This is a genomic window from Kocuria carniphila, from assembly GCF_004136555.1.
In the GTDB taxonomy this organism is placed as follows: Bacteria; Actinomycetota; Actinomycetes; order Actinomycetales; family Micrococcaceae; genus Kocuria; species Kocuria carniphila.
Genome location: NZ_NOIT01000004.1, coordinates 90,854 through 113,623, shown reverse-complemented (window position 1 = coordinate 113,623; position 22,770 = coordinate 90,854). Strand labels below are relative to the sequence as shown.

The following is a 22,770-nucleotide window of genomic DNA, read 5'->3' as shown; positions in this document are numbered from 1 at the left end:
AGCTTAATCAGTTCAGGCTGGATCCTGGCTTGTTGCAGTACTGATCACCACTTGTGTGGACGGCGGCGCAGCTTGGCCCTCGTCGGTCAACTCAGCCGCGGACTCCCACCCGGGCACCGGGGAGAAGCGCGTGGAGGTCTGGTGCTCACGGTCCCAGGTCTGCCCCTCGTAACTCACGCGCGTGATGCCCAAGCGTTCGGCATTGGCCACGGCCCAGTGAGCGGCGGCCCAGCCGGCCTCGGGATCCTCGGGTTCGACGACGGCGCTCTCACCCTCTGCGCGCACCTCACCCAAGGTGTCGCCGTAGTCCCGTTGCAATCCGACGGTCGTCGAATCCGCGCGCTGCTCTGCGGAAGCGGCACCATTCGAGGTCGAGGGGGACTTCTCCACCGGGTCCAGCACGCAGTTGAGCAGCGCGGGCTGTGTCCCGTGGAAGGCGTCCGTGAGGGCGGTGGAGCTGCCCTCGTGTTTGGCGTAACCGTCCGGCACACCGGATTGCTGCACGGCCTGGGCCGCCTGCGTCACGGACATCGAGTGGTAGTCCACGTGCACCAGGTGGTTGTAGAAGGCCACCGTGGAGTAATGGGGATCCATGATTTCTTCGACGGTCCCCCAACCCTGGGAGGGCCGCTGCTGGAAAAGTCCCACGGAATCGCGGTCGCCGTAGTCGATGTTGACCAGTTCCGACTCTTGCTGTGCGGTGGCCAGTGCAATCACGGAGGCCCGGTCGTCCAGGTCCCGCGCGAGCGCCTCGGCGGAGACGATCGAGGCATTGAGGGTTTGTTCCGGGGTGAACGTGTGTTTGGTGCCGTCCGCAGCGACCACCGTGCACCGGGGATCGCCGACCGTGGGTTTACCGGCGATCAGGTTGAACCCCACGTACAGGGCGGCCGCGATTAAGGCGCAGATCAGCACGATGATCAGGATCAGGTGAAGCGCGGCATGGCGGCGACGACCGGACGAAGTGGATGACATGATTCCCCGGAGTAGGCAGCTGAAGAGTCGAGTGTATCGCCGAGCCCGCGGCACCTTGCTCGGAGGTGCCGCGGGCTCACCGGCTTCAGTGGGTGTTCCTAGTTGGCGTGCAGGGCGGGGTTGAGCTCAATGGCTCCACCCTCGCGCGGCAGCGCTTCGACCGCGCCGTTGGTCGAATTACGGCGGAAGAGCAGGTTGGAGATCCCGGACAGCTCGGAGGCCTTGACCACGCGGGAATCGGCGCGGGCTTCCAGCAGGGTTACGCGGGTACCGGCGGTGACGTACAGGCCGGCCTCGACCACGCAGTCGTCGCCGAGGGAGATGCCCACACCCGCATTCGCACCCAGGAGGCAGCGCTGGCCCAGGGTGATGCGCTGCTTGCCGCCACCGGACAGGGTGCCCATGATGGAGGCGCCGCCGCCGATGTCGGTGTGGTCGTTGACCACGACACCTGCGGAAATGCGGCCCTCGACCATTGCGGATCCCAGGGTGCCCGCGTTGAAGTTCACGAAGCCCTCGTGCATTACGGTGGTGCCCTCGCCCAGGTAGGCACCCAGGCGCACACGGTCCGCGTCACCGATGCGCACACCGGTGGGAACCACGTAGTCCACCATGCGGGGGAACTTGTCCACACCGAACACGGTCACGTGCCCACCGGCGCGCAGTCGCACGAGCGCGGTGGTCAGTTCCTCGGCGAGCACGGGGCCGCGGCTGGTCCAGGCCACGTTGGCCAACTGGCCGAACACGCCGTCCATGTTGATGGTGTTGGGCTTGGCCAAGCGGTGGGACAGGACGTGCAGGCGAAGGTAGGCGTCCGCGGCGTCGGCGGGGGCGGCGTCGAGATCGATCACGGTGGTGACGATCTCGGAACGTACGTTGCGATCGGGATCGGTGGTCGCGGCCACGCGCAGGTCGGCCTCGAAGGATGTGTCAGCGTTGGGGCTCAGCGCGGGAGCCGGGTAGAAGACATCCAGGACGGTGCCGGCCTTGGGACCGGAATCGACCACGGTGGCCAGGCCTACGCCGGATGCGGTGCGGGAAGTTTCGGTGCTCTCGCTCGTTGAAGTCATGAGCACCATCCTAGGATGTCCGCCACGGTGTGACGCGAAGGTGACTAGGCTGGCTCGCATGGACTCCACCACCACACCCATCGAACTCGACCTCACTATGGACCCGGCCGATCTCACCGCGGCACTCGTGGACGTGGAATCGGTGTCCGATCATGAGGGTCCCCTCGCGGACGCCGTGGAAACCGCCCTGCGTCAGCTGCCGCACCTCGAGGTGCACCGCGACGGGGACTCCATCGTGGCCCGGACCAATCTCGGCCGTGACGAGCGCGTGGTCCTGGCCGGCCACCTGGACACCGTGCCCCTGCCCACCGTGGAAGGCTCGCTGGGCACGGTGCCGTCTGTGCGGCGTCGGGAATCCGAGCGAGACGTGATCTACGGACGAGGCACCACCGACATGAAGGGTGGGGTGGCGGTCCAGCTCGCGCTCGCGAACGCGTTGACCGACCCCAACCGGGACATCACCTTTGTCTTTTACGACCATGAAGAAGTCGCCAGCGACGCCAGCGGACTGGGCCGACTCATGCGCAACAGTCCCGAGTTACTGGAGGCCGATTTCGCGGTGCTGCTCGAACCGACCAATGGCACGGTGGAGGGCGGCTGCAACGGCACCATGCGTTTCCGCATCACCACGGCCGGTAAGGCCGCGCACTCGGGCCGCGCGTGGATCGGAGAGAATGCGATCCACAAGCAGGCCGACGTCCTTGCGCGGTTGGCCGCCTACGAGCCCCGAACCATCACCGTGGAAGGTTTGGACTACCGCGAGGGCCTCAACGCGATCCGGGTCGGCGGGGGAGTGGCCGGCAACGTGATCCCGGACAGCGCGTGGGTCGACATCAACTTCCGTTTTGCCCCGGACAAGACTCTGCAGCAGGCGCAGGACCACGTGCGCGAAGTTTTCAAGGGTTATGAGCTGGACTTCCAGGATCTGTCTCCGGCCGCCCGGCCCGGGCTCGATCGGCCCGCCGCGGCGCAGTTCGTCGCGGCCGTGGGTCAGGAACCGATGCCCAAGTACGGCTGGACGGATGTTGCTCGGTTCTCGGAGGCGGGGGTGCCGGCCGTGAATTTCGGTCCCGGGGACGCGCTTCTGGCTCACACGGATGACGAGCACGTCTTCGACGACGCAGTGCGCGAGTGCTACCGGGCGCTCGCGGAGTGGCTGGCCTAGTCACTTTTCCGCATGAGTGACGAAAGGGCCTCGGAAGCTCTCGGCTTCCGAGGCCCTTTCGCTGCGTTGATTTCCTGGTGTTCTCGTTTGATTCGACGACGACGACGCTCGGCCGGCTCAGCCGGTCTCGTCACCCGCCGCGGCCTCGTGGAGGGGCCGGGTCTTGCCGGAGGTGCGGTAGCTGAGCAAGCGTGAGAGCCTCCCCGCGAGGAACGTCAGAGCCGAGTTGATGATCATGAACACCACTGCGGCCAGCAGCAGAGTCTGCAGAATGTTGCCGTCACCGGAACCCAGTCGGCGCGCGGAAGCGAGCAGCTCGGGGTAGGTGATGATGTAACCCAGGGCGGTGTCCTTGAGGATCACCACGAACTGAGAGACGAGTGAGGGCAACATGGCCGTGAGTGCCTGGGGCAGCAGGATGCTCCGCAGCGCTTGGGATGGTGTGAGTCCCACGGCCAAACCGGCTTCCCTCTGGCCCTTGGGCAATTGGTAGACACCCGAGCGCACGAGCTCCGCGATGACCGAGCCGTTGTAGAGGATCAACGCGATGACCACGGCCCAGAACGGTGTGTTCGACGGCTGAATCAGCCCGGTGCGTGCCAGCCCCAGGTAGAAGAAAATCATCATGACCAGCACGGGTACCGCGCGGAAGAACTCAACCACCACGGTGGACACCGCACGCAGGATCCACACACTGGAGAGGCGTCCCAGGCCGAAGATCAAACCGAAAATGACGGATCCCACGACGGCCAGGGTCGCAGCTCTGAGGGTGTCGAGCAGGCCGGGAATGAAAAAGTTGCTCCAGGTGCGTTCGGTGAACAACGCAGTCCACTTCTCCGCATCCAGCTGACCCTGTTCTCCCAGTTTCTGAACCACCAGCCACACCAGGACTGCGACCACGAGCACGGCCACCACATTGAGGATCATGGTGACGCGCTTGGCCCGTGGACCTTGAACATCGAAGAGTACGGACGTGCTCATCGCTTCACCGCCAATTTCTGCGACAGCCACGTGGTCAACAGACCCACGGGTATCACGATGATCACGAATCCCAACGCCACGGTGAGGAACACCGCAATGATCACGTCCGGGCGGAACTCGATCATGGTTTTCATGAGCGCGGAAATCTCCGTGACGGACGCCGCCGCGGCCACCGTGGTGTTTTTGGTCAGCGCGATCAGGGTGTTACCCAGCGGTGTGATGGCCCCGCGCAGAGCCTGCGGGAAGATGATCAACCGGGCCGCCGGTAGGAAGCTCAGGCCGATCGCCCGAGCCGCTTCCGCCTGCCCCGCGGGAACGGTGTTGACCCCGGATCGAATGGCCTCGCACACGAACGCCGCGTGATAGATGCTCAGGCCGATCACGGCGTAGATGAAGAAGTTCTGGTTGAAGTCGTCGGTGAAACTGATGGTCAGTTGCGACCACACGCCCAGAACCAGGAACACCAGGATGATGGTCAGCGGAGTATTGCGGATCAGGGTCACGTAGGCGGCGCCCACGGCACGCATGGAGGCCGGCGGGCTGATGCGCATGAGCGCCAGGACACTGCCGAGCACCATGGAGCCGATCGCGGCCCAGAAGGTCAGTTGGATATTGACCCAAAAAGCACCCAGCACGTCGTACTGGGATAACAGTGAAGCGTAGTCACTGAGGTATTCGGACACGTTTTCCTCCCGTTGTACCCGGTGGGGTTCCGTAGGAATCTGTTGGGATCCCCACCGGGTGCGGGTCAGTCAATCGATCAGGCGCAAGCATCGGGAGTGGGCGGGTTCAAATCCTCGTTGTACTTGTAGTCAGCGCCCTCGGTGTTCTTGGTGACGGCTTCTTCCCACGCGCCGTCCTCAACCATCTTGGTGATCGCATCATTGATGGCCTGGCACTTGTCCGAGTCCTTGGGCAGGCCCACGCCGTACTTCTCTTCCGTGAACGGGTTGCCCACCACCTTGAACTTGCCGGAGTTGGCGTCCGTGGCGGCTAGGCCTGCCAGGATGATGTCATCGGTGGTGACGGCGTCCACGCCCCCGGAGCCCAGAATGGTCACGCAGTCCGCGTAGCCACCCTGTTCCACGAGGTTCACGGTGCCGGCGTACTGGTCCTTGATCTTCTGCGCGGAGGTCGAGCCGGTGACCGAGCAGAGGTTCTTACCCTCGAGGTCCTCGGGGCCCTTGATGTCCGTGTTGTCCTGGCTGACCAAAAGGTCCTGACCGGCCACGAAGTACGGCCCCGCGAACGCCACGGATTCCTTGCGCTTGTCGGTGATGGAATAGGTCGCGAAAATCATGTCGACCTGGTCGTTGGAGAGCATGTTCTCGCGATTGGCCGACGGTGATTCAACCCATTCGATCTGGTCCTCGGAGTAGCCCAGTTCCTTGGCGACGTACTTGGCTACGTCCACGTCGAAACCGGTGTATTCCTCGCCGTCCTTGAAACCCAGGCCGGGCTGGTCGTACTTGATGCCGATGCGGACCGACTCGCCGTCGCCGCCAGATGATTCCCCACCGCCGCCGTCGTCATTGCCACCGCACGCGGTCAGGGTCAGGGCTGTGGTTGCGGCCAGGGCCGCAAGGGTCATTGATTTTCCGTACTTCACGGGGTGCTCCTTTAATAGAGTGTGAGGTGCGCTGTGATCAGTGGTGCTGAGGCATCAGTGACCCAGAACCTTGCCGAGGAAGTCCTTGGCACGGTCACTGCGCGGATTGGTGAAAAACTCTTCCGGGGTGCTTTCTTCGACGATTGCGCCGTCCGCCATGAACACCACGCGGTCCGCCGCACGGCGGGCGAAGCCCATCTCGTGGGTGACCACGACCATGGTCATGCCGGCCTTGGCCAGAGAAACCATGGTGTCCAGGACCTCGTTGATCATCTCGGGGTCCAGCGCTGAGGTTGGTTCATCGAACAGCATGACCTTGGGGTCCATGGCCAGCGCCCGGGCAATGGCCACGCGCTGTTGCTGACCACCGGAGAGCTGGGCGGGCAGCTTGTGCGCCTGATTTCCCACTCCCACCCGGTTGAGCAGTTCCATGGCCCGTTCTTCGGCCTTTTTCTTGCTAGCTCCGCGCACGCGCATGGGGCCAAGGGTGACGTTCTGCAACACGGACTTGTGTGCGAACAGGTTGAAGGACTGGAAGACCATGCCCACGTCGGCGCGGAGTTTCGCGAGCGCGCGGCCTTCCTTGGGTAGAACCTTGCCATCCACGGTGATCTCACCGCTGTCAATGGCTTCCAAACGGTTGATGGCCCGGCACAGGGTGGACTTCCCGGAACCGGAGGGACCGATGACGATGACCACCTCGCCGGCGGAGACTTCCAGATTGATGTCCTTGAGTACGTGAAGGTCTCCGAAGTGCTTGTCCACGTGTGACAGTCGGACCAGGGGCTCTCCGGTGCGCGTTCCGGCCCCGGCGCCTGGATCGGTGTCGGTGGAGGCGGTTGAGTGTGACATGCAAGTAAAAGTAGTGCACGGATTGACCAAATGTGGTCTACAACACAAGACCGAATGTTAAAGTTCGGTTTCATTTTGATGGCGCGGTGCACGCCTGTGCGTGTCCCAGGCACCCCGTAGCCTGGAGCCATGACCATTCCCTCTGACTCCAGTCCAGATCAGGTTCCACCCGAGCGGTTCAAAGGTCCCGTGGTGCTGCGCCGTTCGGAAATGGCACGACGCACCTCTGATCAGCGGTTCTTGGATCAGCGCCCGGAAGTTCCGGGCGATTTCACGCGTACTGATCCGTGGCGGGTGCTGCGCATCCAAGCGGAGTTCGTGGAGGGGTTCGACGCCCTGGCAACACTGGGTCCCGCGGTCTCCGTCTTCGGTTCGGCGCGCACACCGCAGGAGCACCCGGAATACCGAACTGCTCGTGAGATCGGCCAGGCCCTCGGGCGCGCCGGTTACGCGGTCGTGACCGGCGGAGGCCCGGGAGTCATGGAGGCGGCCAACCGTGGTGCGGTGGACGTGGGCGCTCAATCGGTCGGGCTCGGGATCGAGCTGCCCCACGAGCAGCGGCTCAATGACTGGGTCGATCTGGGCATCAACTTCCGCTACTTCTTCGCCCGGAAGACCATGTTCGTGAAGTACACGCAGGGGTTCGTGGTGCTCCCGGGTGGTTTCGGCACCATGGACGAGCTCTTCGAAGCGCTCACGCTGGTGCAGACCGGTAAGGTCACGCGTTTCCCGGTGATCCTCATGGGCACGGCATTCTGGTCGCCGTTGGTTGCCTGGTTGGAGCAGATCGTGGCCCGGGACCTCAAGATCGCTCCCAATGATCTGGAACTTTTCCACGTCACGGACAGCGTGGAGCAGGCGGTGAACATCTTGATCGAGGCGCATGCGGCGTCCAACGGTTCCGGCGCATGAGCACTAAGTCCGTGGCCACAGCGCAACGATCTCGGGTAGGAACTTCGCTGCAACGCGCCTGGGAGATCACACCATGGTGGCTCGCGGTGGTACTCGTCTATGGACTGTCCAGGGTGTGGGGCTGGATCGTCTTCACGGTCGTGGGGCGTCAGCAGGGGCCCGGGCCCTGGGGCCAGGGTGCCATGGGCTATCTGCAGTTCGTGGACATCTGGGATTCGGACTGGTACCGCCGGATCTTCTCGGAGGGATACCCTGCCCAGATTCCCCGCGATGTCTTCGGTCACGCTGAGCAGAATCAGTGGGCCTTTTATCCAGTGCAGCCCTTCCTGGCCCGCGGCATCGATGCCGTCACGGGAACCGGGTGGGCACTCACGGCCGCCACGATCTCGCTGCTCGCGGGCTTCGGGGCGGCCCTGGTGCTCTACAAAATTTTCGACGGCGTTCCGGCTCTCCGCGAATCGCGCTGGGCCAACAACGTGGGCAAGGCGCCGCTGTGGGCGGTAGGAGTCTTCGCCTTCAACCCCGTGGCGCCGGTGCTTCAGACGCCGTACTCGGAGGCGTTGCACCTGCTGTTCTTGAGCCTGGCCATCCTGTCGGTGCTGCGAGACAAGGCCCTACCGGCCGGAGTGTTCACCGTACTCATGGCACTCACCCGGCCCACGGGAGTGGCCTTCGCCGCAGCCCTGGGCGTGTGGTGGCTGTGGCGCAGCGTGGTGAGTGTGCGGCGTCGTGAACGGAAGTGGTACCGATGCGCGGACCGCTGGCTCGTGGTGACCCTCATCGCGTGCGCCGCGGCCCTGAGCTGGCCCGCCATCGCGTGGGCCGTCACGGGGGAGCTCACCGCGTACACCGACACGGAAACGGCTTGGCGCGGTGACGACCGGGTGATCCCGATCCTGCCGTGGGTGGACCGGGGTGTGAATCTCTTCGGTCCGGTCGCCGGGGTTCTGGCCCCCGTAGTGCTGGTCGCCGCGGTAGTTCTGATGCTGCGATCCCGCGTGGTGAAGGAGGCCCTGCCGTTCTTCGCCCGGGTGTGGATCGCGGCGTACGGCGTATACCTCCTTTTGGTCCTTCATCCGCAGTCCTCCACGTTCCGACTGTTGCTCCCGTGGGCCCTGCTGGCCGGGCCGCTGGTCCATGTGTCCGATTCCAAGGCGTATCGAACGCTGCTCATCATTACCGGAGCCATCCTGCAGTTCGTGTGGGTGGGGTGGCTGTGGCACTGGAAACAGCTGCCCGGCGGCGGCGATTTCCCGCCGTAACGGCCCTGGTCGGCGGCTCCGAAGGTGGGGCTGGTCACGGCGGCCGGTCAGTGTTCGATAAGATGGAATCCGTAGGTACACACGAAGAGGAGTTCATATATGGCGGCCATGAAGCCTAGAACCGGTGACGGACCGATGGAAGTCACCAAGGAGGGGCGCAGCCTCATCATGCGAGTCCCCCTGGAAGGTGGCGGGCGCCTGGTGGTGGAGCTGAAGGCCAACGAAGCCACGGAGCTTCGCGAGTGCCTCGCCAAGGTGACCGAGTAACGGACGGTTCAACACCGCATCACATACCTCGAGGGTCCACACACGCATCGTGTGTGGACCCTCGAGGTATGTGGTGTTCGCTGCGGGTCAACTGAGTCCAGCCGAAGCCCGTTTCAACGGTGGCGCGGTGCAGATGCCGGCCCGTTGAGGGGTTAGGCCCGGGACCGACGATCAGCGGCGCACGGCCAGCAGCACGCCGGTACCGGTGGGAAGCAGGGTGCTCGCCAGACGGTCCTCGCCGCGCAGGGTACGTACCACGTCGCGCATGATCACAGTGTCCTCGTCGCGGTGGGCCGGTTGCGACACCCGGTCTTGGTGCAGAGCATCGTTGACGATCAACATGCCGCCGCGGCGCAGCAGCCGTGCACCCTCGATCACGTACTCGGCGGTGTTGGCGAGGTCCGCGTCCAGGAACACCATGTCGTAGGAGTTCTCGGTCAATCGCGGGAGCACCAGCGAGGCCGCACCGGAAATGGTGCGGGTCCGTTTGGTTTCGAAACCGGCCTCGCGGAAGGTATCACGCGCGGCACGCAAGGCACGGATGTCCGTGTCGATCGTGGTCAGCACGGAATTTGACGGCATACCGCGCAACAGCGACAGGCCGGAGACACCGGCACCCGTTCCTACCTCGACCACGGTGGCCGGGCGGGACGACGCCGCCAGGACCGTGAGCAGCGCCGCGGTCGCGGGGGTGACCGGGTCGAGTCGGAGGGCGAGGGAGCGCTCGCGGGCACGGTACGCGCTTTCGTCGTCCGTGGCGTAAGCCTCGCAATAGGCCCAGCTAGTGGTCTTATCCGTACTCATGGACGTTAGTGTGCCCTTCGCTGCTTCCCTGTGGTCTCGATCCGCGACAATCCTGCCCGTGCGGGTGATGATGGTTCAGCTTATCGCGGTCCCCGAGCCACGCGCGTACCCGGGACTCGACGGGTGGACCGGGCTGAAGAGCGCCGGGCCCATGGTGCGTAGGTCACCCAAGTGAGTCCAGGGTGCCGGGAGATTTTCCCGCGACCACCCAGAACCCTGTCAGCTTCACGGCACACAATAACAACGTCAAATCAACGATCCACCATGATGGTCCGGGAGGGGGAGACCTCACTGAGCACGCTGTATCGAAACCTCACTCGGACCCGTCGCATCCCCCAGCGCCGTACCGTGATGTTCGCGACCACCGTGGCCCTGTGCGTCACCGCAGCGTTGCTCATAGGCGTCGGGTGGTCGGTGGGTAACAAGCTGAACGGATCCGGTGCCGAAGACGCACCCCCGGCCGCGGCCGCCTGGAACGGTAGTCACGGCATGATCAAGACCACCACCGAAACGGACGCGCAGTCCCTGCGTGCCGAAGGGTGGACCCTGCCGTCCCTGGGATCGGAGGGCTACCAGGTCGAGTCCATGGTGCAAGGCGAAGTGGCCGGACAACCCATGGTGGCCATCACCCTGGTGAACGATCACCACCGAGTCCAGGTCATCGAACAACGCGGTGACGTGAACCCGGACAACCCCGTGGACGGTGCGACCGGCCTGCCCGTGAGCGCAGAGGGCCTGCATGAATCCGCCGTGGAAGGCACACAGCTGTGGGTCGTTCGTTCGGAACCGTGGCGCGCCGTGATGGCCCGAGACGATGTCGTGTACACGGTCATGACTGACGCATCCCCGTCCACGCTGTCGCGTACTCTTACCCTTGTAGCTGCGGAGGAACGAGGCCGCGTCGCGCTGCCGGGTTCCGAACCGGATGGTTTCGGCACCACGGTGCTGGACGGGCTGCGGGAAATTGTTGGGTAAACGCGGCGTTCACGTTCGCGTCATATGGCGTTGGTAGGTTCAGTAAGTGTTCGGCATTTCTGGCGGAGAAGCCATCCTCATCCTGGTGGTGGCCCTGGTGGTCATCGGGCCCGAGCGGCTGCCCGAATACGCCGAGAAACTCAAGGACCTGATCAAGTCCTTGAAGCGCTATGCGACCGGCGCCAAGGACGACCTCAGGGAAACTCTCGGCCCCGAATTCTCGGACGTGGACTGGCGCAAACTCGATCCACGGCAGTACGACCCCCGCGTCATCGTGCGCGAGGCCCTCATGGAGGACGACGAGCCCCAGATCCCCGGCTATCAAGCGGCATCGGTCGCGGCGCCCACGGTTCGCAGACTCGAACCGGGGGAGCGTGCCCCCTTCGACACGGAAGCCACGTGATCCGCACTCGCGCGTAAGTTTTCAGGACGAAAAGTCATGACAGAGACCCGGGGTCCGGCACAGCAGCCGGACCCCGGGTCTCTGTCTCGTTGTTCTCGGACGTCAGCCCCGCGGGGTGATCCCCAGACTGCGGCCGGCCAGATTACGACCCTGCTCGTCCAGTGCCTTGGCCACGGTCCAAAGGTGTTTGGCGGCCGGAGAATCCGGGTTCGCCCACACTGCGGGTTCGCCGCGATCGGCGGCCTCGCGCACGGTCACGTCCAGCGGAATCTCCCCGAGCAATGGCACGTCATAACCCAGGCGTTCGGTCAACGACGCCGCAATGGTCGCCCCGCCGCCCGCGCCGAACACTTCCATGCGCGTTCCGTCCGGTAGAACCATGGCGGACATGTTCTCGACCACGCCCGTGACCTTCTGATCGGTCTGCTGCGCCAGCGCGCCCGAGCGCTCGGCCACGGTCACCGCGGCGTGCTGCGGTGTGGACACCACCAGAACTCCCGAATTCGGCAGCAACTGACCCACCGAGATCGCAATGTCACCGGTGCCCGGGGGCAGATCCAGCAGCAAGTGATCGAGATCCCCGAAGTGTACGTCCGTGAGGAACTGCTCCACCGCACGGTGCAGCATGGGTCCGCGCCACGCAACGGGCTGGGAAGGGTCCACGAACATCCCGATCGAAATCACTTTGATCACGCCGCGGTTGGCCCGGCGCTGGGAGGCGCCCGGAGCGGCGTCGTCGAAGGGGATGGTGAGATCGGTGGGGACCTCCACCACGGGTGGCAGGATCATATCGCCCACGCGCGTGGGCGGCTGGGTGATGCCGAGCAGTCCCGGGACCGAGAAACCGTGGATGTCCGCGTCCACAATGCCCACCGTGCGGCCCATCGCAGCCAGCGCGGCGGCTATGTTCACGGTCACGCTCGATTTGCCCACACCACCCTTGCCGCTGGTCACGGCGTGAACGCGCGTGAGGTTGCGGGGGTCGGCGAACGGGTTGGACTTGCGGTGCCCGAGCTTCACCTGGAGTTCCTCGCGCTGGGCCGGGGTCATCACGCCCACCTCGACGGACACGTCCGTGACGCCGTCGACGGCGCTCAGGGCCTCGGTCACGTCCGTCTCGATCGTGCCCCGCATGGGGCACCCCGAGATCGTGAGGAGAATGGTGACCCGTGCAGTGGTGCCATCCAGGTGGGCGGACTGGACCATGCCCAGTTCGGTGATGGGCCGGCGAAGCTCCGGGTCGATGACCTTGTCGAGAGCCTTGCGCAGCAGGGGATCGAGTGATTGTGGATCGATGGGGGAGTTGGTCATGAATCCTTACCGTCCGCAGCGTTGGGCACCACGGGGATGGCCGTGGTCGGCGGCTGGTTCTTTTTCTTCTTCTTGCCCTGACCGGGTTCCTTCTTGGCCGACTTGGCCTCCTCCGGTTGCTCGCCCTGGTTATTGCCCTGGGCCTCCAAAATCTCCTCGAGCAGGGAACGCAATTCGGAACGAACGTAGTCTCGGGTGGCCACCTCACGTAGCGCGATGCGCAGAGAGGCGATCTCCCGGGTCAGGTACTCGGTGTCCGCCAGGTTCTGCTGGCCGCGCTTGCGATCCTCCTCTGCCACGACGCGGTCGCGGTCGTCCTGGCGGTTCTGGGCCAGCAGCAACAGCGGGGCGGCGTAGGAAGCCTGGAGGGAGAGCATCAACGTTAACAGGGTGTAGTTGAGCGCGCGCGGGTCGAACTGCATGCTCTCGGGTGCCAGGGTGTTCCACCCGAGCCACACGAACACGAAGATGGACATCCACAGCAGGAACTGCGGGGTGCCCATCCACCGGGCGAACGTCTCGGTCAGCTGACCGAAGGAATCCGGGTTCGGGCGGAATCGCTGGAAGAAGTTGGGGCGGTGCTCCCGGGGCTGGTCCAGTGGGACCGGGGCGTACTGGGAGGACAGATTGCGTTTGGGTTCACTCATACCGCTTACCCACCTTCCGGATCGGGGTGCCGTCGTCATAGGTGCGCCAGTCATCGGGCAGCAGCGCGTCGAGCACGTCGTCAATGGTCACAGCTCCCACGAGTCGATCGGCGTCGTTGACGATCGGCAGGATGGTGAGGTCGTAGGAGGCGAGTTCGCGAGCAACCTCTTCCAAGGAGGCCATGTCGGACACGGGCTCGATGGATCGGTCGATCAGGTTCCCGATGGCCTCGGGCGGGGGATAGCGCAGGAGTCGCTGGGTGTGCACGAAGCCCAGGTACTTACCCGTGGGGGTTTCCAGGGGCGGACGGCACACGAGCACCGCCGAGGCCGCGGCCGGGATGATTTCCTCCTGGCGGATGTGCGCCAGAGCCTCGGCCACCGTGGCTTCCGGTGACAGCACGATGGGCACCGGGGTCATGAGCGAACCGGCGGTGCCTTCTTCGTAGGTCCGCAGACGGCGCACGTCCTCGGCGTCCTCCGGTTCCATCATGGTGATGAACTTCTCGGCGTCCTCGGGTGGCAATTCGTTGAGGAGGTCGGCGGCGTCGTCCGGGTCCATTTCCTCAAGCAGCGTGACGGCACGCTCGTTCCCGAGGTTGGTCAGGATGAAAACCTGGTGCTCCTCGGGAAGCTCCTCCAGGACGTCCGCGAGGCGTTCGTCCTGCAGCTCGGCAGCGATCTCGAGCATGCGCTTCTCGGGCATGCCGCGCAGTTCGTCCGCGATGTCCGCCGCCTGGTCCTCTTCGTGCTGGGAAATCCACTGCGTAGCCGGTTGATGACCCGCGTTGGACGGATCGTCCGTGTCCTCCCAGTCCACGATCAACGTTTCACCCCGGCGGCGGATCAGGCCTCCGGCGCTGCTTGAGCGCCGGACGAACAGCTGGGTGATCTGCCAATCGCCGCGGTTACCCACCTGTTGCATGGCCATGTCCTCGACGGTCGCGGTGCCGGAACCGTCCAGCAGCACCACGGTGCGGTCGAAGAGCTCGCCCACAGCCAGCGTCTCCGCTCCGCGCTGCTCGAACCGGCGGAGATTCACCAGGCCGGTGCAGATGATCTGATCGGCGTCGATGCTGGTCACTCGCGTCATGGGTACGAACACGCGTTTCTTGCCGAGTACCTCCACCACAAGGCCCACCACAATGGGGCGGGCCATGGACTGACCGCGACCACCGGGGCGCAGGAGCACCACGAGGTCGCGCAATCGCCCCAGTCGGTCACCGAGCGGGTCGAAGACGTCCAGGCCGATCAATCGGGCCACGAAAATTTTGGAGAGGTTTGTGCTCACTGTCCCAGCCTAATGAACGGGGGCAGCTGAGCAGCATTCGCGCCGCTGAGATTCCGATGACAGGCCCCGGATGTTCACCGGTCGCGATGTTCCAGGGGTTTCCCTGCGGCCTCCTGGGAAACTACGCGAGAATGGGACGCATGAGTTATTCGTCCAGGGGCCCCATGACACTGTCCACCACCGCAGAGATCCCGCGCGGTGAAGCCATCGGCCGGTACACGAGCTATGCCGATGCGCAGAAGGCCGTGGATCACCTGGCCGACCAGCAGTTCGAGGTTGCCAAGATCTCGATCATCGGCAGCGATCTGAAGTCCGTCGAGCAGGTGACCGGTCGCCTGTCCTATCCCAAGGTGGCGCTCCAGGGTGCGCTCAACGGCGTGGTGTTCGGTGCGTTCTTCGGTCTGTTGATGTCGCTGTTGGGCGGCATGGATCTGGCCCAAGCGCTCTTGCTGCCCATCATCATGGGTGGTGCCTTCTGGATGCTCCTGGCCACCATCACCTACGCGATGCAGCGCGGTAAGCGTGACTTCACCTCGACCAACCGCATCGTGGCCGGAAGCTACGAAGTGATCGCGGCCCCGGAGGTCGCGGGAGAAGCCCGACATGTTCTGGGTGGACTCAATTTGCGACAGGCTCCGGGTTCCCGTCCGCAGCAGGGTAGCTGGAACCAACCCCCGCAGGGTCCCAACGGTCAGCGCGGCCAGTGGGGGCCGCAGGGTCAGTGGGGACCGCAGGGTCAGAACGGGGCACAGGGACGACCCGGACCGCAGGGCCCCAATATTCCGCAGGGATACTCCGGCCCGTACGGCGGTCAGCCGGGTCCTCACCAGCCGGGAACGCAGCAGGGTCAGCAGGGCTGGAATGCCGGGCCGGGCCAGCAGGGTGGCGCGCCGCAGCAGCAGGGCAGTCCGAATGCTCCCGCACCCCAGGCTCAGCAGGGACAACCCGCCTACGGTCAGCGCGTGCAGGGCCAGCCCCCGCAGCAGCCGGATTCCAATCGCTCCGCCAAGTTCCCCGACCTGCCGGACGGCCGTCCGCAGTACGGCATCCGCCTGGAACCGGAAACACCGGTGCAACCCCAGGGTGCGCCGCAGCATCCGGCCCAGAGCCAGAGCCAGAGCCAGAGCCAGAGCCAGAGCCCGAGCCAGAGCCAGAGCCAGAGCCAGAACCAAGCAGCGGCCCCCGGCCAGCCGGAGAACCGCCATCAGCCGCAGGATCCGAACCGGCCACAGCAGGGGTCATCGCCCGCCGGTGCCCCGTGGTCCAAGGGAGACCCAGGGGCCCGGGGTTCCAAGGACGCGGACGGGGATTCCGACCGCAGCTAGCTCCACGGCGATCGATGTCGAGGGGAGGGAGCCGGAAACGTCGACTCCTCGAAACACCCCTCCACCGAAGAACCGCGGTGGGTTACTCCTCGTGAGTGACCCACCGCGGTTCGTGTATGTCGGGTCCTCGGACCGCGTGACAGATCCGAGGAGTTCCGCTTATGCGTTGGCCGAGCGGTTCCAGATCCCCTGGATCCAGGTCTCCACGTCCTCGGGGGAACGCGGGAGGGCCTCGGAAAGGTTTTCGTTGCCGTTCTCGGTGATCAACACGTCGTCCTCGATGCGCACGCCCATGCCCCGGTACTCCTCTGGGATGGAAAGGTCCTCGGTCTTGAAGTACAGGCCGGGTTCGATCGTGAACACCATGCCGGGTTCGATGACCGCGTCCAGGTAGAGCTCACGCTTGGCCTGGGCGCAGTCATGCACGTCCAGACCCAGGTGGTGGCTCGTGCCGTGCGGCATCCAGCGACGGTGGTGCTGGCCGGCCTCGGACAGGGACACATCCGCCGATACCGGCAGCAGGCCCCATTCCTCGAGCCGCTGGGCCAGGACCTTCATGGCGGCCGCGTGCACGTCGCGGAACTTGTTGCCGGGCACGGCGATCTCGAAGGCGGCGTCGGCGGCGTCGAGCACGGCCTGATAGACCTTGCGCTGGATGTCCGTGTAGCTGCCGTCGACCGGCAGGGTGCGAGTGAGGTCCGCCGTGTAGAGCGACTCGGCCTCGACACCCGCGTCCACCAGGATCATCTCGCCGGGCTTGACCGACCCGTTGTTGCGGATCCAGTGCAGCACCGTGGCGTTGTTTCCCGACGCCGCGATGGTGTCGTAGCCCAGGTCGTTGCCTTCCAGCCGGGCGCGGGAGAAGAACGCGCCCTCGACCACGCGTTCGCCGCGCTCGCCACCGATCGCGCGGGGCAGGACCGCCACGATGTCCTCGAAGCCGCGAATCGTGGCGTCGACCGCGTGGCGCAGCTGACCGATCTCATAGTCGTCCTTGATGAGGCGCAGCTCGCTCAGCGCCTCCGTGAGGTTGGCGTCCTTGGCATCGGACTGTTCCAGGTCCACACCGGTGTTCAGGCGGGAGGTGTCCACCAGAGCGTCCATGTTCAGGTCCACGTCGCGCACCAAGCGGATGGTCATGCCGCCCAGGGCCGCGTTGCCGGCGTTGACCGTCACGGCGTCCTCAAGGCCCGAGAGGTCCTCGGTGGGCAGATCGAACTCATCGGAGAGCTGTTGCAGGGTGGGGCGCGGACCCACCCAGAACTCACCGTTCTTGGCGTCAGCGTAGAACTCGTCCGAGTCGCGGCCGGCCATCGGGTGGAAGTACAGGGTGGCGGTGTGGCCGCTGCCGTTATCGCCCTGGCCGTCCTCGGTGGGCTCCATGACCAGAACAGCTTCCGGCTCGTGGTCCACACCCATGCCGGTCACGTGCGCGAACGCAGAGTGCGGCCGGAAACGGTAATCGGTGTCGTTGGAACGCACCTTGGGAGCACCGGCCGGAATCACCAGACGCTCGCCGGGGAACAAACGAGACAGCTTGGCGCGGCGCGCGGCGGCGTATTCGGCGACCTCGGAACGGGCGGTGTTCGTGGTTTCGGGAGCGGCCCACCCGGACGCCATGAATTCACGGAAGGCATCCGTGTTAGGGCGCTGCGAGCGGTTGTCCACGCGCTGCTCGAGCGGCTGTTCCTCGCTGTCCTGGGACGCTGCGGACGGGGTGACGTGCTGGGAGCTTTCGCTCATGTACGTATTCATCTCCTTGGTGCGCTGTATCGCTGGAATCGTTGCTTCCATGGTGCCACGCGGGTCAAATGAGACGCTGCGGGTATCGTTGCCAGTGATGCGCATCGACCTCCACACCCACTCCATCGCGTCGGACGGGACCGAAACACCCGCCGACGTCGCTCGCTCGGCCAAGGCCGCCGGTCTGGACGTTTTCGCGTTGACCGATCACGACACCACCGCGGGCTGGCAAGAGGCCGGCGACACCGCCGTCGAACTGGGGCTGGCTTTCGTTCCTGGCATGGAAATCACGTGCACCACGTCCAATGGTGTGTCGGTGCACATGCTCAGTTACCTGCACGACCCCACCTACGAACCCTTGTGGAATGCGGTGGAGTCCTCTCGCTCCGGGCGGCTCAGCAGGGCCAAGCGCATGGTGGAGCTGCTCTCCGCCGACTACGACATCTCATGGGACGATGTCCTGCGCCACGTGGGGACGGACGCGACCGTGGGTCGCCCGCACATTGCGGACGCACTCGTGGAACTGGGCATCATCTCCAACCGTTCCGCGGCATTCTCCGACATCCTGTCGGGTCGTTCGCCGTACTACGTGCGGCACACGACCATGGACCCGGTGGAGGCCATCAAGCTCGTGCGCGCCGCCGGCGGTGTTCCGGTGTGTGCACACCCCATGGCTCCCACACGGGGCCGGATCCCCACGACCGCGGACTTCAACGCCATGATCGACGCCGGGTTGGCCGGCCTGGAAGTCGCCCACCGGGACAACCCGGACGAGACCCGGGCGATCCTCATGCAGATGGCGGCGGACCATGATCTGATAGTGACCGGTTCCAGCGACTACCACGGCAAGGGCAAACCGAATCTGCTGGGGGAGAACTCCACGTCCGTGCAGTCGCTGACCCGCATCAGTGAAGAGGCCACCTCGAGCGTCGAGGTGCGCTGGCCGTAAGTGCGACTCGGTACGGCGAACCGCTGGGGCGGAATACAGTGGCGTCTCAGCAGCGAGTGCGCAGCATCTAGCGGTCAGCGGCACGAGACGCGCCAGACGCGCCAGAGCGGCGTACGCCGGTCAAGCGGTTCAGGCCCAGGGCTACTCTGCCAGTCCGTGACGCCCACCGTACCGCGGTGACTCGGGTTCACTCCAACCACGCGTGAGTTCCGGATCCAGCGAGTAGACCGTGACCGCCAAGGGATGACAGTTGCCGACCGGGTCCTCGCTGTCCTCCCCGAACATCGGCGCGGAGAGATCGCCGCCGGGGCACGCGGACAGGGCCACCAGAAGATCCTGCTCGGCGAAGAACTCGGAGTAGTCGCCGGGTCGAGCGGGGCAGGTCTTCATGAAGTACTCGTCGCGCTCATTGAGTCCGGTGCACTGGAAGACGTTGAGCACGTCGTGCACGTCGAACTCGGTGAGCCCGAACGGCAGCACGGCGCGGGTCAGATTCGAGTGACAGTGGTAGTCGAAATCCGCGTTGTTGAGCATGCGTGAAACGTACGGATCGCAGCGTGTGCCCAGGGTGTCGTGGACGCGCCCGCCCTCACCGTCCACCCCGTAATCGGACAGTGTGTCGCCCACGATGGTGGCCATGGGTCGCAGGAACGGCAGTGTGGACCACAAACGATCGAACGTGCTGACATGGGCTGCCTGCAGCTGACGGGTGCGTGAGGCCCAGAACCGCTCGCGAGGATCATGCCGGTTCCACAGATTGAGGTCTCCCACCTGCGGGCCGTCCACCGTGGAGATCCGGCACACGTGACCCGCGGGGACTTCCCACGCGCGGCCCGAGCGAATCGGGACGGTCAGTTCGTTCACGACCGTGCGCCGACCGGTGTCCTGGCCGATCCGGCCGTAGAAGTCCCGGTCGACCTGCAATGCAGGTCCCTGATAGGCGGCTTCGGTCAGTCGGTGGTCCGGAGTAGCTGGCACGATGGCTGGCTCGCTTCGCTGCGTCGTGGGTGGAACGGCTCAAAGCCGGAACGGTACGTGCGCGACCGTAGCATCAGACCGTGTGCACGGGAGTATCGGGCAGGCGCTCCGACATGATCTCGACGGCCTCCGGGTTCACATCCACGCACACGAATTTGCGACCGAGGAGCTGGGCTGCCGCGCCGGTGGTTCCGGAACCGGCAAAGAAGTCCAGCACCCAGTCACCGGGTCGCGAGGACGCCGCGATGATGCGACGCAGAATTCCCACCGGTTTCTGCGTGGGGTAACCGGTCTTCTCCTTGCCGGTGGGGGAGACGATCGTGTGCCACCACACGTCGGTGGGAAGTTTGCCGCGGGCAGCCTTCTCCGGTCCGACCAGGCCCGGTGCCATGTACGGTTCCCGATCCACCTCGGCGGAATCGAAGTGGTACTTCTTGGGGTCCTTGACGTAGACCAGGATCGTGTCGTGTTTGGACGGCCACTTCCGAGTGGATTTACCACCGAAGTCGTAGGCCCAGATGATCTCGTTCAGGAAACTGTCCCGTCCGAACAGCGCATCCAACATGATCTTGGCATAGTGCACCTCGCGGTAGTCCAGGTGCAGATACAGCGTGCCGTCGTGGGTGAGCAATCGCCGCGCCTCGACCAGCCGCGGTTCCAGAAACGCGAGGTAGTCGGCGAACGAGTCGTCGTAGCGGCGCAACTGCCCCATGACGGTCTCGTAGGACCGGCCGGAGAACCCCACGCGATCGCCCTCGCCGTCCGCCACGGGGATGGACTTGGTGGTTCGGCGCACCTGCGCCCGGCCCGTGTTGAACGGCGGGTCCAGGTAGATCACGGTGAAGGACTCGTCCGGGAGCGTGCTCAGCACAGCCAAGTTGTCACCTTGAATGATGCAACTGTCCCCGTGGGGATCGAACCGGAACGAGTCCTTCTCCGTCAATTCGCGTTACTCCGCGCCGGGGTTGACCTGCTGGGCGCCACCCTGCTGCCCGTTGCCCTGGTTCTGGCCCTGATTCTGGCCGGAGGGACGACGGCGACGACGACGCCGCTTGCGGCCACCGTCCGTGGCCTCCACGGTCTTTTCGCGCTCGACCTTCTCACGCTGGGCGCGAGGCTGATCGTTCTCATCCTTGCGGGGCGCATCGGAGGAGTTTTCGCTGCGACCGCGACCACCGCGACCCCGACCACCCTGGCGGGTGCCCGACGAGCGGGAGTCGCCGCTGCGGCGTCGTGAATCCGAGCCCTCACGCGGGGAACGGGACTTCTTGCCGGGCTCGCCCAGGTCCTCGAGCGTCTCCGCGTCCAGACCCTCGTGGGTGCGCTGAGCCTTGGGCAGCCGACCCTTGGTGCCCTTGGGGATGTTGAGTTCGGTGAACAAGTGCTCGGAAGACGAATAGGTCTCCACGGGCTCCGGAACACCCAGCTCGAGGGCCTTGTCGATCAGACGCCAGCGGGGCACATCGTCCCAGTCGACGAAAGTGACGGCCGTACCCTTATTTCCCGCGCGGCCGGTGCGACCGGTGCGGTGCAGGTAGGTTTTCTCGTCCTCGGGGCACTGGAAGTTGATCACGTGCGTGACGTCTTCCACGTCGATACCGCGCGCGGCGACATCCGTGGCGACCAGGACGTCCACCTTGTTGTTACGGAACGCGCGCAGGGCCTGCTCACGAGCGCCCTGACCCAGGTCGCCGTGTAGCGGGGCTGCGGCGAAACCGCGGTGGATCAGCTCGTCGGCCAGCTTGGCGGCGGCGCGCTTGGTGCGCGTGAAGATGATCGAGCGACCGCGACCCTCGGCCTGCAGAATGCGCGCCACGACCTCGTCCTTGTCCAGGTGGTGGGCGCGGTAGATGACCTGGCGGATGTCCTTCTTGGTGCTTCCCTCATCCGGTGCGGCGGCACGGATGTGCATGGGGCGGGACATGTAACGGCGGGCCATGGCAACCACGGGGCCGGGCATGGTGGCCGAGAACAGCATGGTCTGGCGGACCTCGGGAACGGCGCTGAGCAGCTTCTCCACATCCGGGAGGAAGCCCAGGTCCAGCATCTCATCGGCCTCGTCCAGCACAACCAGGCCCACGTGGCTCAGATCCAGGTAGCGCTGACGGTTGAGGTCGATCAGACGACCCGGGGTGCCCACGACGACCTCTACGCCGCGCTTGAGCTCCTCGATCTGGGACTCGTAGGCGCGGCCACCGTAAATGGTGGCCACGCGGGCGTTGCGGGTCTTGGCGGCCACGGCCAGGTCGTTACCGACCTGAACGGCGAGTTCGCGAGTGGGGACCACGATCAGGGCCTGCGGGGCCCCGGGGTTCTTGAGCTTGTCCCAGCCGGCGTCATCGCGGCCGATCACGCGCTGCAGGGCGGGAATGCCGAAGCCCAGGGTCTTGCCGGTGCCGGTCTTGGCCTGTCCGATGATGTCCTGACCGGACAGTGCCACGGGCAGCGTCATGGACTGGATGGGGAACGGCGAGGTGATGCCGTGATTGGCCAGTGCATCCACGATGTCCTGGCGTACGCCGAAGTCCGCGAACGTCTGTGTTACTTCGGGTTCAGCGGTTTCGATGGCCTGGGTTCCGGCCTCGTCGGTGTCCGGGCCGTTGGGCTCGGTGGTTACGGTAATTTCGGTCACGATGGTCCTTTGTTTCGGGTACATCGCGGGGCCCGTCACCGGCGCACTCGTGACCGTCCCGTGAGGGGATGGGGGGCGAGAACGCCGGGGGCCGCCGCGCGGCGAAGTGGAAGCCGATCGTGAAACAAATGCAGATCCGGGGCTCACGGAGCGTTGCGGTCAGCAACCCTGCCGGGCCGACTCGGACTAGCGAAAAGTGAACGTTACGGTCTCAACCGACGACCGGTCATCCTGTCAACGTTTCCCAGTGTAACCGCCAGAAGCGGAAAGCACCGCCTCGTGAGTATGAGGCGGTGCTTTCACACGTTCGGCGGCCAGAGACTCTGCAGACCCGAAATCAGCTCTGCGGGAGCGGAGTGAAACCCACGTGACGTTTGGTCTCGGTGCCGGTTTCCACGTAACCGATCTTCTCGGAAGGAATGACCGTGGTTGTTCCCTTGGAGTCCTTCAAGACCAGGGGAGTGCCGGAGCTGAGGGCTTCGGTCACCTTGGCCTTGACCTCTTCGGCGGTCAGGTCTGCGTTGACCGTCAGTTCACGACCCACGTTCTGGATACCGATCTTGATGTCCACGTCGGTTTACCTCCTGCTTGGTTGAGGGGTGCAGCTCGCCCGGCGAGA

Annotated in this window: 23 protein-coding genes; 8 read left to right on the top strand and 15 right to left on the bottom strand. The window is 65.1% G+C overall.

Going from position 1 to position 22,770, the window contains the following annotated elements; genetic code table 11:
- Positions 1-12: 12 nt before the first annotated feature.
- Positions 13-975, bottom strand: coding sequence for a heavy metal transporter (locus EWV37_RS04050; RefSeq protein WP_129699977.1), 963 nt, complete (start codon positions 973-975; stop codon positions 13-15).
- A gap of 98 nt (positions 976-1,073) precedes the next feature.
- Positions 1,074-2,045, bottom strand: a complete 972-nt coding sequence (gene dapD, locus EWV37_RS04045; protein WP_095797456.1) for a 2,3,4,5-tetrahydropyridine-2,6-dicarboxylate N-succinyltransferase — start codon at positions 2,043-2,045, stop codon at positions 1,074-1,076.
- Positions 2,046-2,103: 58 nt separating this feature from the next.
- Here dapD and dapE point away from each other — a divergent pair, with 58 nt between their 5' ends.
- On the top strand, positions 2,104-3,210 hold the full coding sequence (gene dapE / locus EWV37_RS04040; RefSeq protein WP_129699975.1) for a succinyl-diaminopimelate desuccinylase: 1,107 nt from the start codon (positions 2,104-2,106) through the stop codon (positions 3,208-3,210).
- Positions 3,211-3,327: 117 nt separating this feature from the next.
- Here dapE and EWV37_RS04035 read toward each other — a convergent pair whose 3' ends face one another.
- From EWV37_RS04035 to EWV37_RS04020, 4 genes are all read right to left on the bottom strand, one after another.
- Positions 3,328-4,191, bottom strand: a complete 864-nt coding sequence (locus EWV37_RS04035) for an amino acid ABC transporter permease (RefSeq protein ID WP_238663053.1) — start codon at positions 4,189-4,191, stop codon at positions 3,328-3,330.
- Positions 4,188-4,874, bottom strand: a complete 687-nt coding sequence (locus tag EWV37_RS04030; RefSeq protein WP_095797454.1) for an amino acid ABC transporter permease — start codon at positions 4,872-4,874, stop codon at positions 4,188-4,190. Before EWV37_RS04030 ends, EWV37_RS04035 begins: the two co-directional genes overlap by 4 nt.
- 77 nt (positions 4,875-4,951) lie before the next feature.
- A complete protein-coding gene (locus tag EWV37_RS04025) occupies positions 4,952-5,782 on the bottom strand; it encodes a glutamate ABC transporter substrate-binding protein (protein WP_095797453.1) in 831 nt (276 codons plus the stop codon).
- 72 nt (positions 5,783-5,854) lie between these two features.
- A complete protein-coding gene (locus tag EWV37_RS04020; protein WP_129699974.1) occupies positions 5,855-6,652 on the bottom strand; it encodes an amino acid ABC transporter ATP-binding protein in 798 nt (265 codons plus the stop codon).
- A gap of 129 nt (positions 6,653-6,781) precedes the next feature.
- On the opposite strand from EWV37_RS04020, the gene EWV37_RS04015 reads away from it, so the two are divergent.
- The 3 genes from EWV37_RS04015 (at position 6,782) to EWV37_RS04005 (ending at position 9,093) form a co-directional block, all read left to right on the top strand.
- A complete protein-coding gene (locus EWV37_RS04015; RefSeq protein ID WP_129699972.1) occupies positions 6,782-7,564 on the top strand; it encodes an LOG family protein in 783 nt (260 codons plus the stop codon).
- Positions 7,561-8,826, top strand: a complete 1,266-nt coding sequence (locus tag EWV37_RS04010) for a hypothetical protein (protein WP_238663052.1) — start codon at positions 7,561-7,563, stop codon at positions 8,824-8,826. The genes EWV37_RS04015 and EWV37_RS04010 overlap by 4 nt, the downstream gene beginning before the upstream one ends.
- Positions 8,827-8,925: 99 nt before the next feature.
- Positions 8,926-9,093: a DUF3117 domain-containing protein gene (locus EWV37_RS04005; protein WP_016997557.1), complete on the top strand. Its 168-nt coding sequence runs from the start codon at positions 8,926-8,928 to the stop codon at positions 9,091-9,093.
- Between the two features lie 171 nt (positions 9,094-9,264).
- Here the strand turns inward: EWV37_RS04005 and EWV37_RS04000 are convergent, their stop codons facing one another.
- On the bottom strand, positions 9,265-9,897 hold the full coding sequence (locus EWV37_RS04000) for an O-methyltransferase (protein ID WP_095797449.1): 633 nt from the start codon (positions 9,895-9,897) through the stop codon (positions 9,265-9,267).
- A gap of 264 nt (positions 9,898-10,161) precedes the next feature.
- Between EWV37_RS04000 and EWV37_RS03995 the strand changes: the two genes are divergently transcribed.
- On the top strand, positions 10,162-10,872 hold the full coding sequence (locus EWV37_RS03995; protein WP_238663051.1) for a hypothetical protein: 711 nt from the start codon (positions 10,162-10,164) through the stop codon (positions 10,870-10,872).
- Between the two features lie 46 nt (positions 10,873-10,918).
- Entirely contained in the window at positions 10,919-11,275 is a 357-nt protein-coding gene (locus EWV37_RS03990; protein WP_129699970.1) for a twin-arginine translocase TatA/TatE family subunit, read from the top strand.
- 102 nt (positions 11,276-11,377) lie between these two features.
- Here EWV37_RS03990 and EWV37_RS03985 read toward each other — a convergent pair whose 3' ends face one another.
- From EWV37_RS03985 to EWV37_RS03975, 3 genes are read right to left on the bottom strand one after another with little or no spacing between them, the layout of a single operon-like run.
- A complete protein-coding gene (locus tag EWV37_RS03985) occupies positions 11,378-12,586 on the bottom strand; it encodes a P-loop NTPase (RefSeq protein ID WP_129699968.1) in 1,209 nt (402 codons plus the stop codon).
- Positions 12,583-13,233 carry a DUF1003 domain-containing protein gene (locus EWV37_RS03980; protein WP_095797446.1) on the bottom strand — a complete coding sequence of 217 codons (651 nt, stop codon included), beginning with the start codon at positions 13,231-13,233 and terminating at the stop codon, positions 12,583-12,585. The genes EWV37_RS03985 and EWV37_RS03980 overlap by 4 nt, the downstream gene beginning before the upstream one ends.
- On the bottom strand, positions 13,226-14,524 hold the full coding sequence (locus EWV37_RS03975) for a magnesium transporter MgtE N-terminal domain-containing protein (RefSeq protein ID WP_095797445.1): 1,299 nt from the start codon (positions 14,522-14,524) through the stop codon (positions 13,226-13,228). The genes EWV37_RS03980 and EWV37_RS03975 overlap by 8 nt, the downstream gene beginning before the upstream one ends.
- Before the next feature lie 140 nt (positions 14,525-14,664).
- Here EWV37_RS03975 and EWV37_RS03970 point away from each other — a divergent pair, with 140 nt between their 5' ends.
- On the top strand, positions 14,665-15,849 hold the full coding sequence (locus EWV37_RS03970) for a general stress protein (RefSeq protein ID WP_193554298.1): 1,185 nt from the start codon (positions 14,665-14,667) through the stop codon (positions 15,847-15,849).
- Between the two features lie 159 nt (positions 15,850-16,008).
- Here the strand turns inward: EWV37_RS03970 and EWV37_RS03965 are convergent, their stop codons facing one another.
- The gene (locus tag EWV37_RS03965; protein WP_129699967.1) at positions 16,009-17,592 is read right to left on the bottom strand and encodes an aminopeptidase P family protein; all 1,584 of its coding nucleotides are present in this window, start codon (positions 17,590-17,592) and stop codon (positions 16,009-16,011) included.
- Between the two features lie 97 nt (positions 17,593-17,689).
- Between EWV37_RS03965 and EWV37_RS03960 the strand changes: the two genes are divergently transcribed.
- Positions 17,690-18,541: a PHP domain-containing protein gene (locus tag EWV37_RS03960; RefSeq protein WP_095797443.1), complete on the top strand. Its 852-nt coding sequence runs from the start codon at positions 17,690-17,692 to the stop codon at positions 18,539-18,541.
- Positions 18,542-18,682: 141 nt separating this feature from the next.
- On the opposite strand, the gene EWV37_RS03955 is transcribed toward EWV37_RS03960, so the two are convergent.
- The 4 genes from EWV37_RS03955 to EWV37_RS03940 all read right to left on the bottom strand — a co-directional run bounded on the left by EWV37_RS03955 (position 18,683) and on the right by EWV37_RS03940 (position 22,722).
- Positions 18,683-19,519 carry an urea carboxylase-associated family protein gene (locus EWV37_RS03955; RefSeq protein ID WP_202976178.1) on the bottom strand — a complete coding sequence of 279 codons (837 nt, stop codon included), beginning with the start codon at positions 19,517-19,519 and terminating at the stop codon, positions 18,683-18,685.
- Positions 19,520-19,592: 73 nt separating this feature from the next.
- Positions 19,593-20,390, bottom strand: a complete 798-nt coding sequence (locus EWV37_RS03950; RefSeq protein ID WP_371514662.1) for a DNA-methyltransferase — start codon at positions 20,388-20,390, stop codon at positions 19,593-19,595.
- A 78-nt stretch (positions 20,391-20,468) separates the two neighbouring features.
- Positions 20,469-22,151, bottom strand: coding sequence for a DEAD/DEAH box helicase (locus EWV37_RS03945; RefSeq protein ID WP_371514628.1), 1,683 nt, complete (start codon positions 22,149-22,151; stop codon positions 20,469-20,471).
- Between the two features lie 337 nt (positions 22,152-22,488).
- Positions 22,489-22,722 carry a DUF3107 domain-containing protein gene (locus EWV37_RS03940; RefSeq protein WP_129699965.1) on the bottom strand — a complete coding sequence of 78 codons (234 nt, stop codon included), beginning with the start codon at positions 22,720-22,722 and terminating at the stop codon, positions 22,489-22,491.
- Positions 22,723-22,770 lie beyond the last annotated feature (48 nt).

Bases quoted from the DNA above. Each gene is read 5' to 3' on its own strand.
- EWV37_RS03980 (WP_095797446.1), bottom strand. From the start codon at position 13,233: ATGAGTGAACCCAAACGCAATCTGTCCTCCCAGTACGCCCCGGTCCCA.
- EWV37_RS04035 (WP_238663053.1), bottom strand. From the start codon at position 4,191: ATGAGCACGTCCGTACTCTTCGATGTTCAAGGTCCACGGGCCAAGCGC.
- EWV37_RS03995 (WP_238663051.1), top strand. From the start codon at position 10,162: ATGATGGTCCGGGAGGGGGAGACCTCACTGAGCACGCTGTATCGAAAC.
- dapE (WP_129699975.1), top strand. From the start codon at position 2,104: ATGGACTCCACCACCACACCCATCGAACTCGACCTCACTATGGACCCG.
- EWV37_RS03970 (WP_193554298.1), top strand. From the start codon at position 14,665: ATGAGTTATTCGTCCAGGGGCCCCATGACACTGTCCACCACCGCAGAG.
- dapD (WP_095797456.1), bottom strand. From the start codon at position 2,045: ATGACTTCAACGAGCGAGAGCACCGAAACTTCCCGCACCGCATCCGGC.
- EWV37_RS04015 (WP_129699972.1), top strand. From the start codon at position 6,782: ATGACCATTCCCTCTGACTCCAGTCCAGATCAGGTTCCACCCGAGCGG.
- EWV37_RS04025 (WP_095797453.1), bottom strand. From the start codon at position 5,782: ATGACCCTTGCGGCCCTGGCCGCAACCACAGCCCTGACCCTGACCGCG.
- EWV37_RS03965 (WP_129699967.1), bottom strand. From the start codon at position 17,592: ATGAGCGAAAGCTCCCAGCACGTCACCCCGTCCGCAGCGTCCCAGGAC.
- EWV37_RS04000 (WP_095797449.1), bottom strand. From the start codon at position 9,897: ATGAGTACGGATAAGACCACTAGCTGGGCCTATTGCGAGGCTTACGCC.
- EWV37_RS04010 (WP_238663052.1), top strand. From the start codon at position 7,561: ATGAGCACTAAGTCCGTGGCCACAGCGCAACGATCTCGGGTAGGAACT.
- EWV37_RS03960 (WP_095797443.1), top strand. From the start codon at position 17,690: ATGCGCATCGACCTCCACACCCACTCCATCGCGTCGGACGGGACCGAA.
- EWV37_RS04050 (WP_129699977.1), bottom strand. From the start codon at position 975: ATGTCATCCACTTCGTCCGGTCGTCGCCGCCATGCCGCGCTTCACCTG.
- EWV37_RS04005 (WP_016997557.1), top strand. From the start codon at position 8,926: ATGGCGGCCATGAAGCCTAGAACCGGTGACGGACCGATGGAAGTCACC.
- EWV37_RS03985 (WP_129699968.1), bottom strand. From the start codon at position 12,586: ATGACCAACTCCCCCATCGATCCACAATCACTCGATCCCCTGCTGCGC.
- EWV37_RS04020 (WP_129699974.1), bottom strand. From the start codon at position 6,652: ATGTCACACTCAACCGCCTCCACCGACACCGATCCAGGCGCCGGGGCC.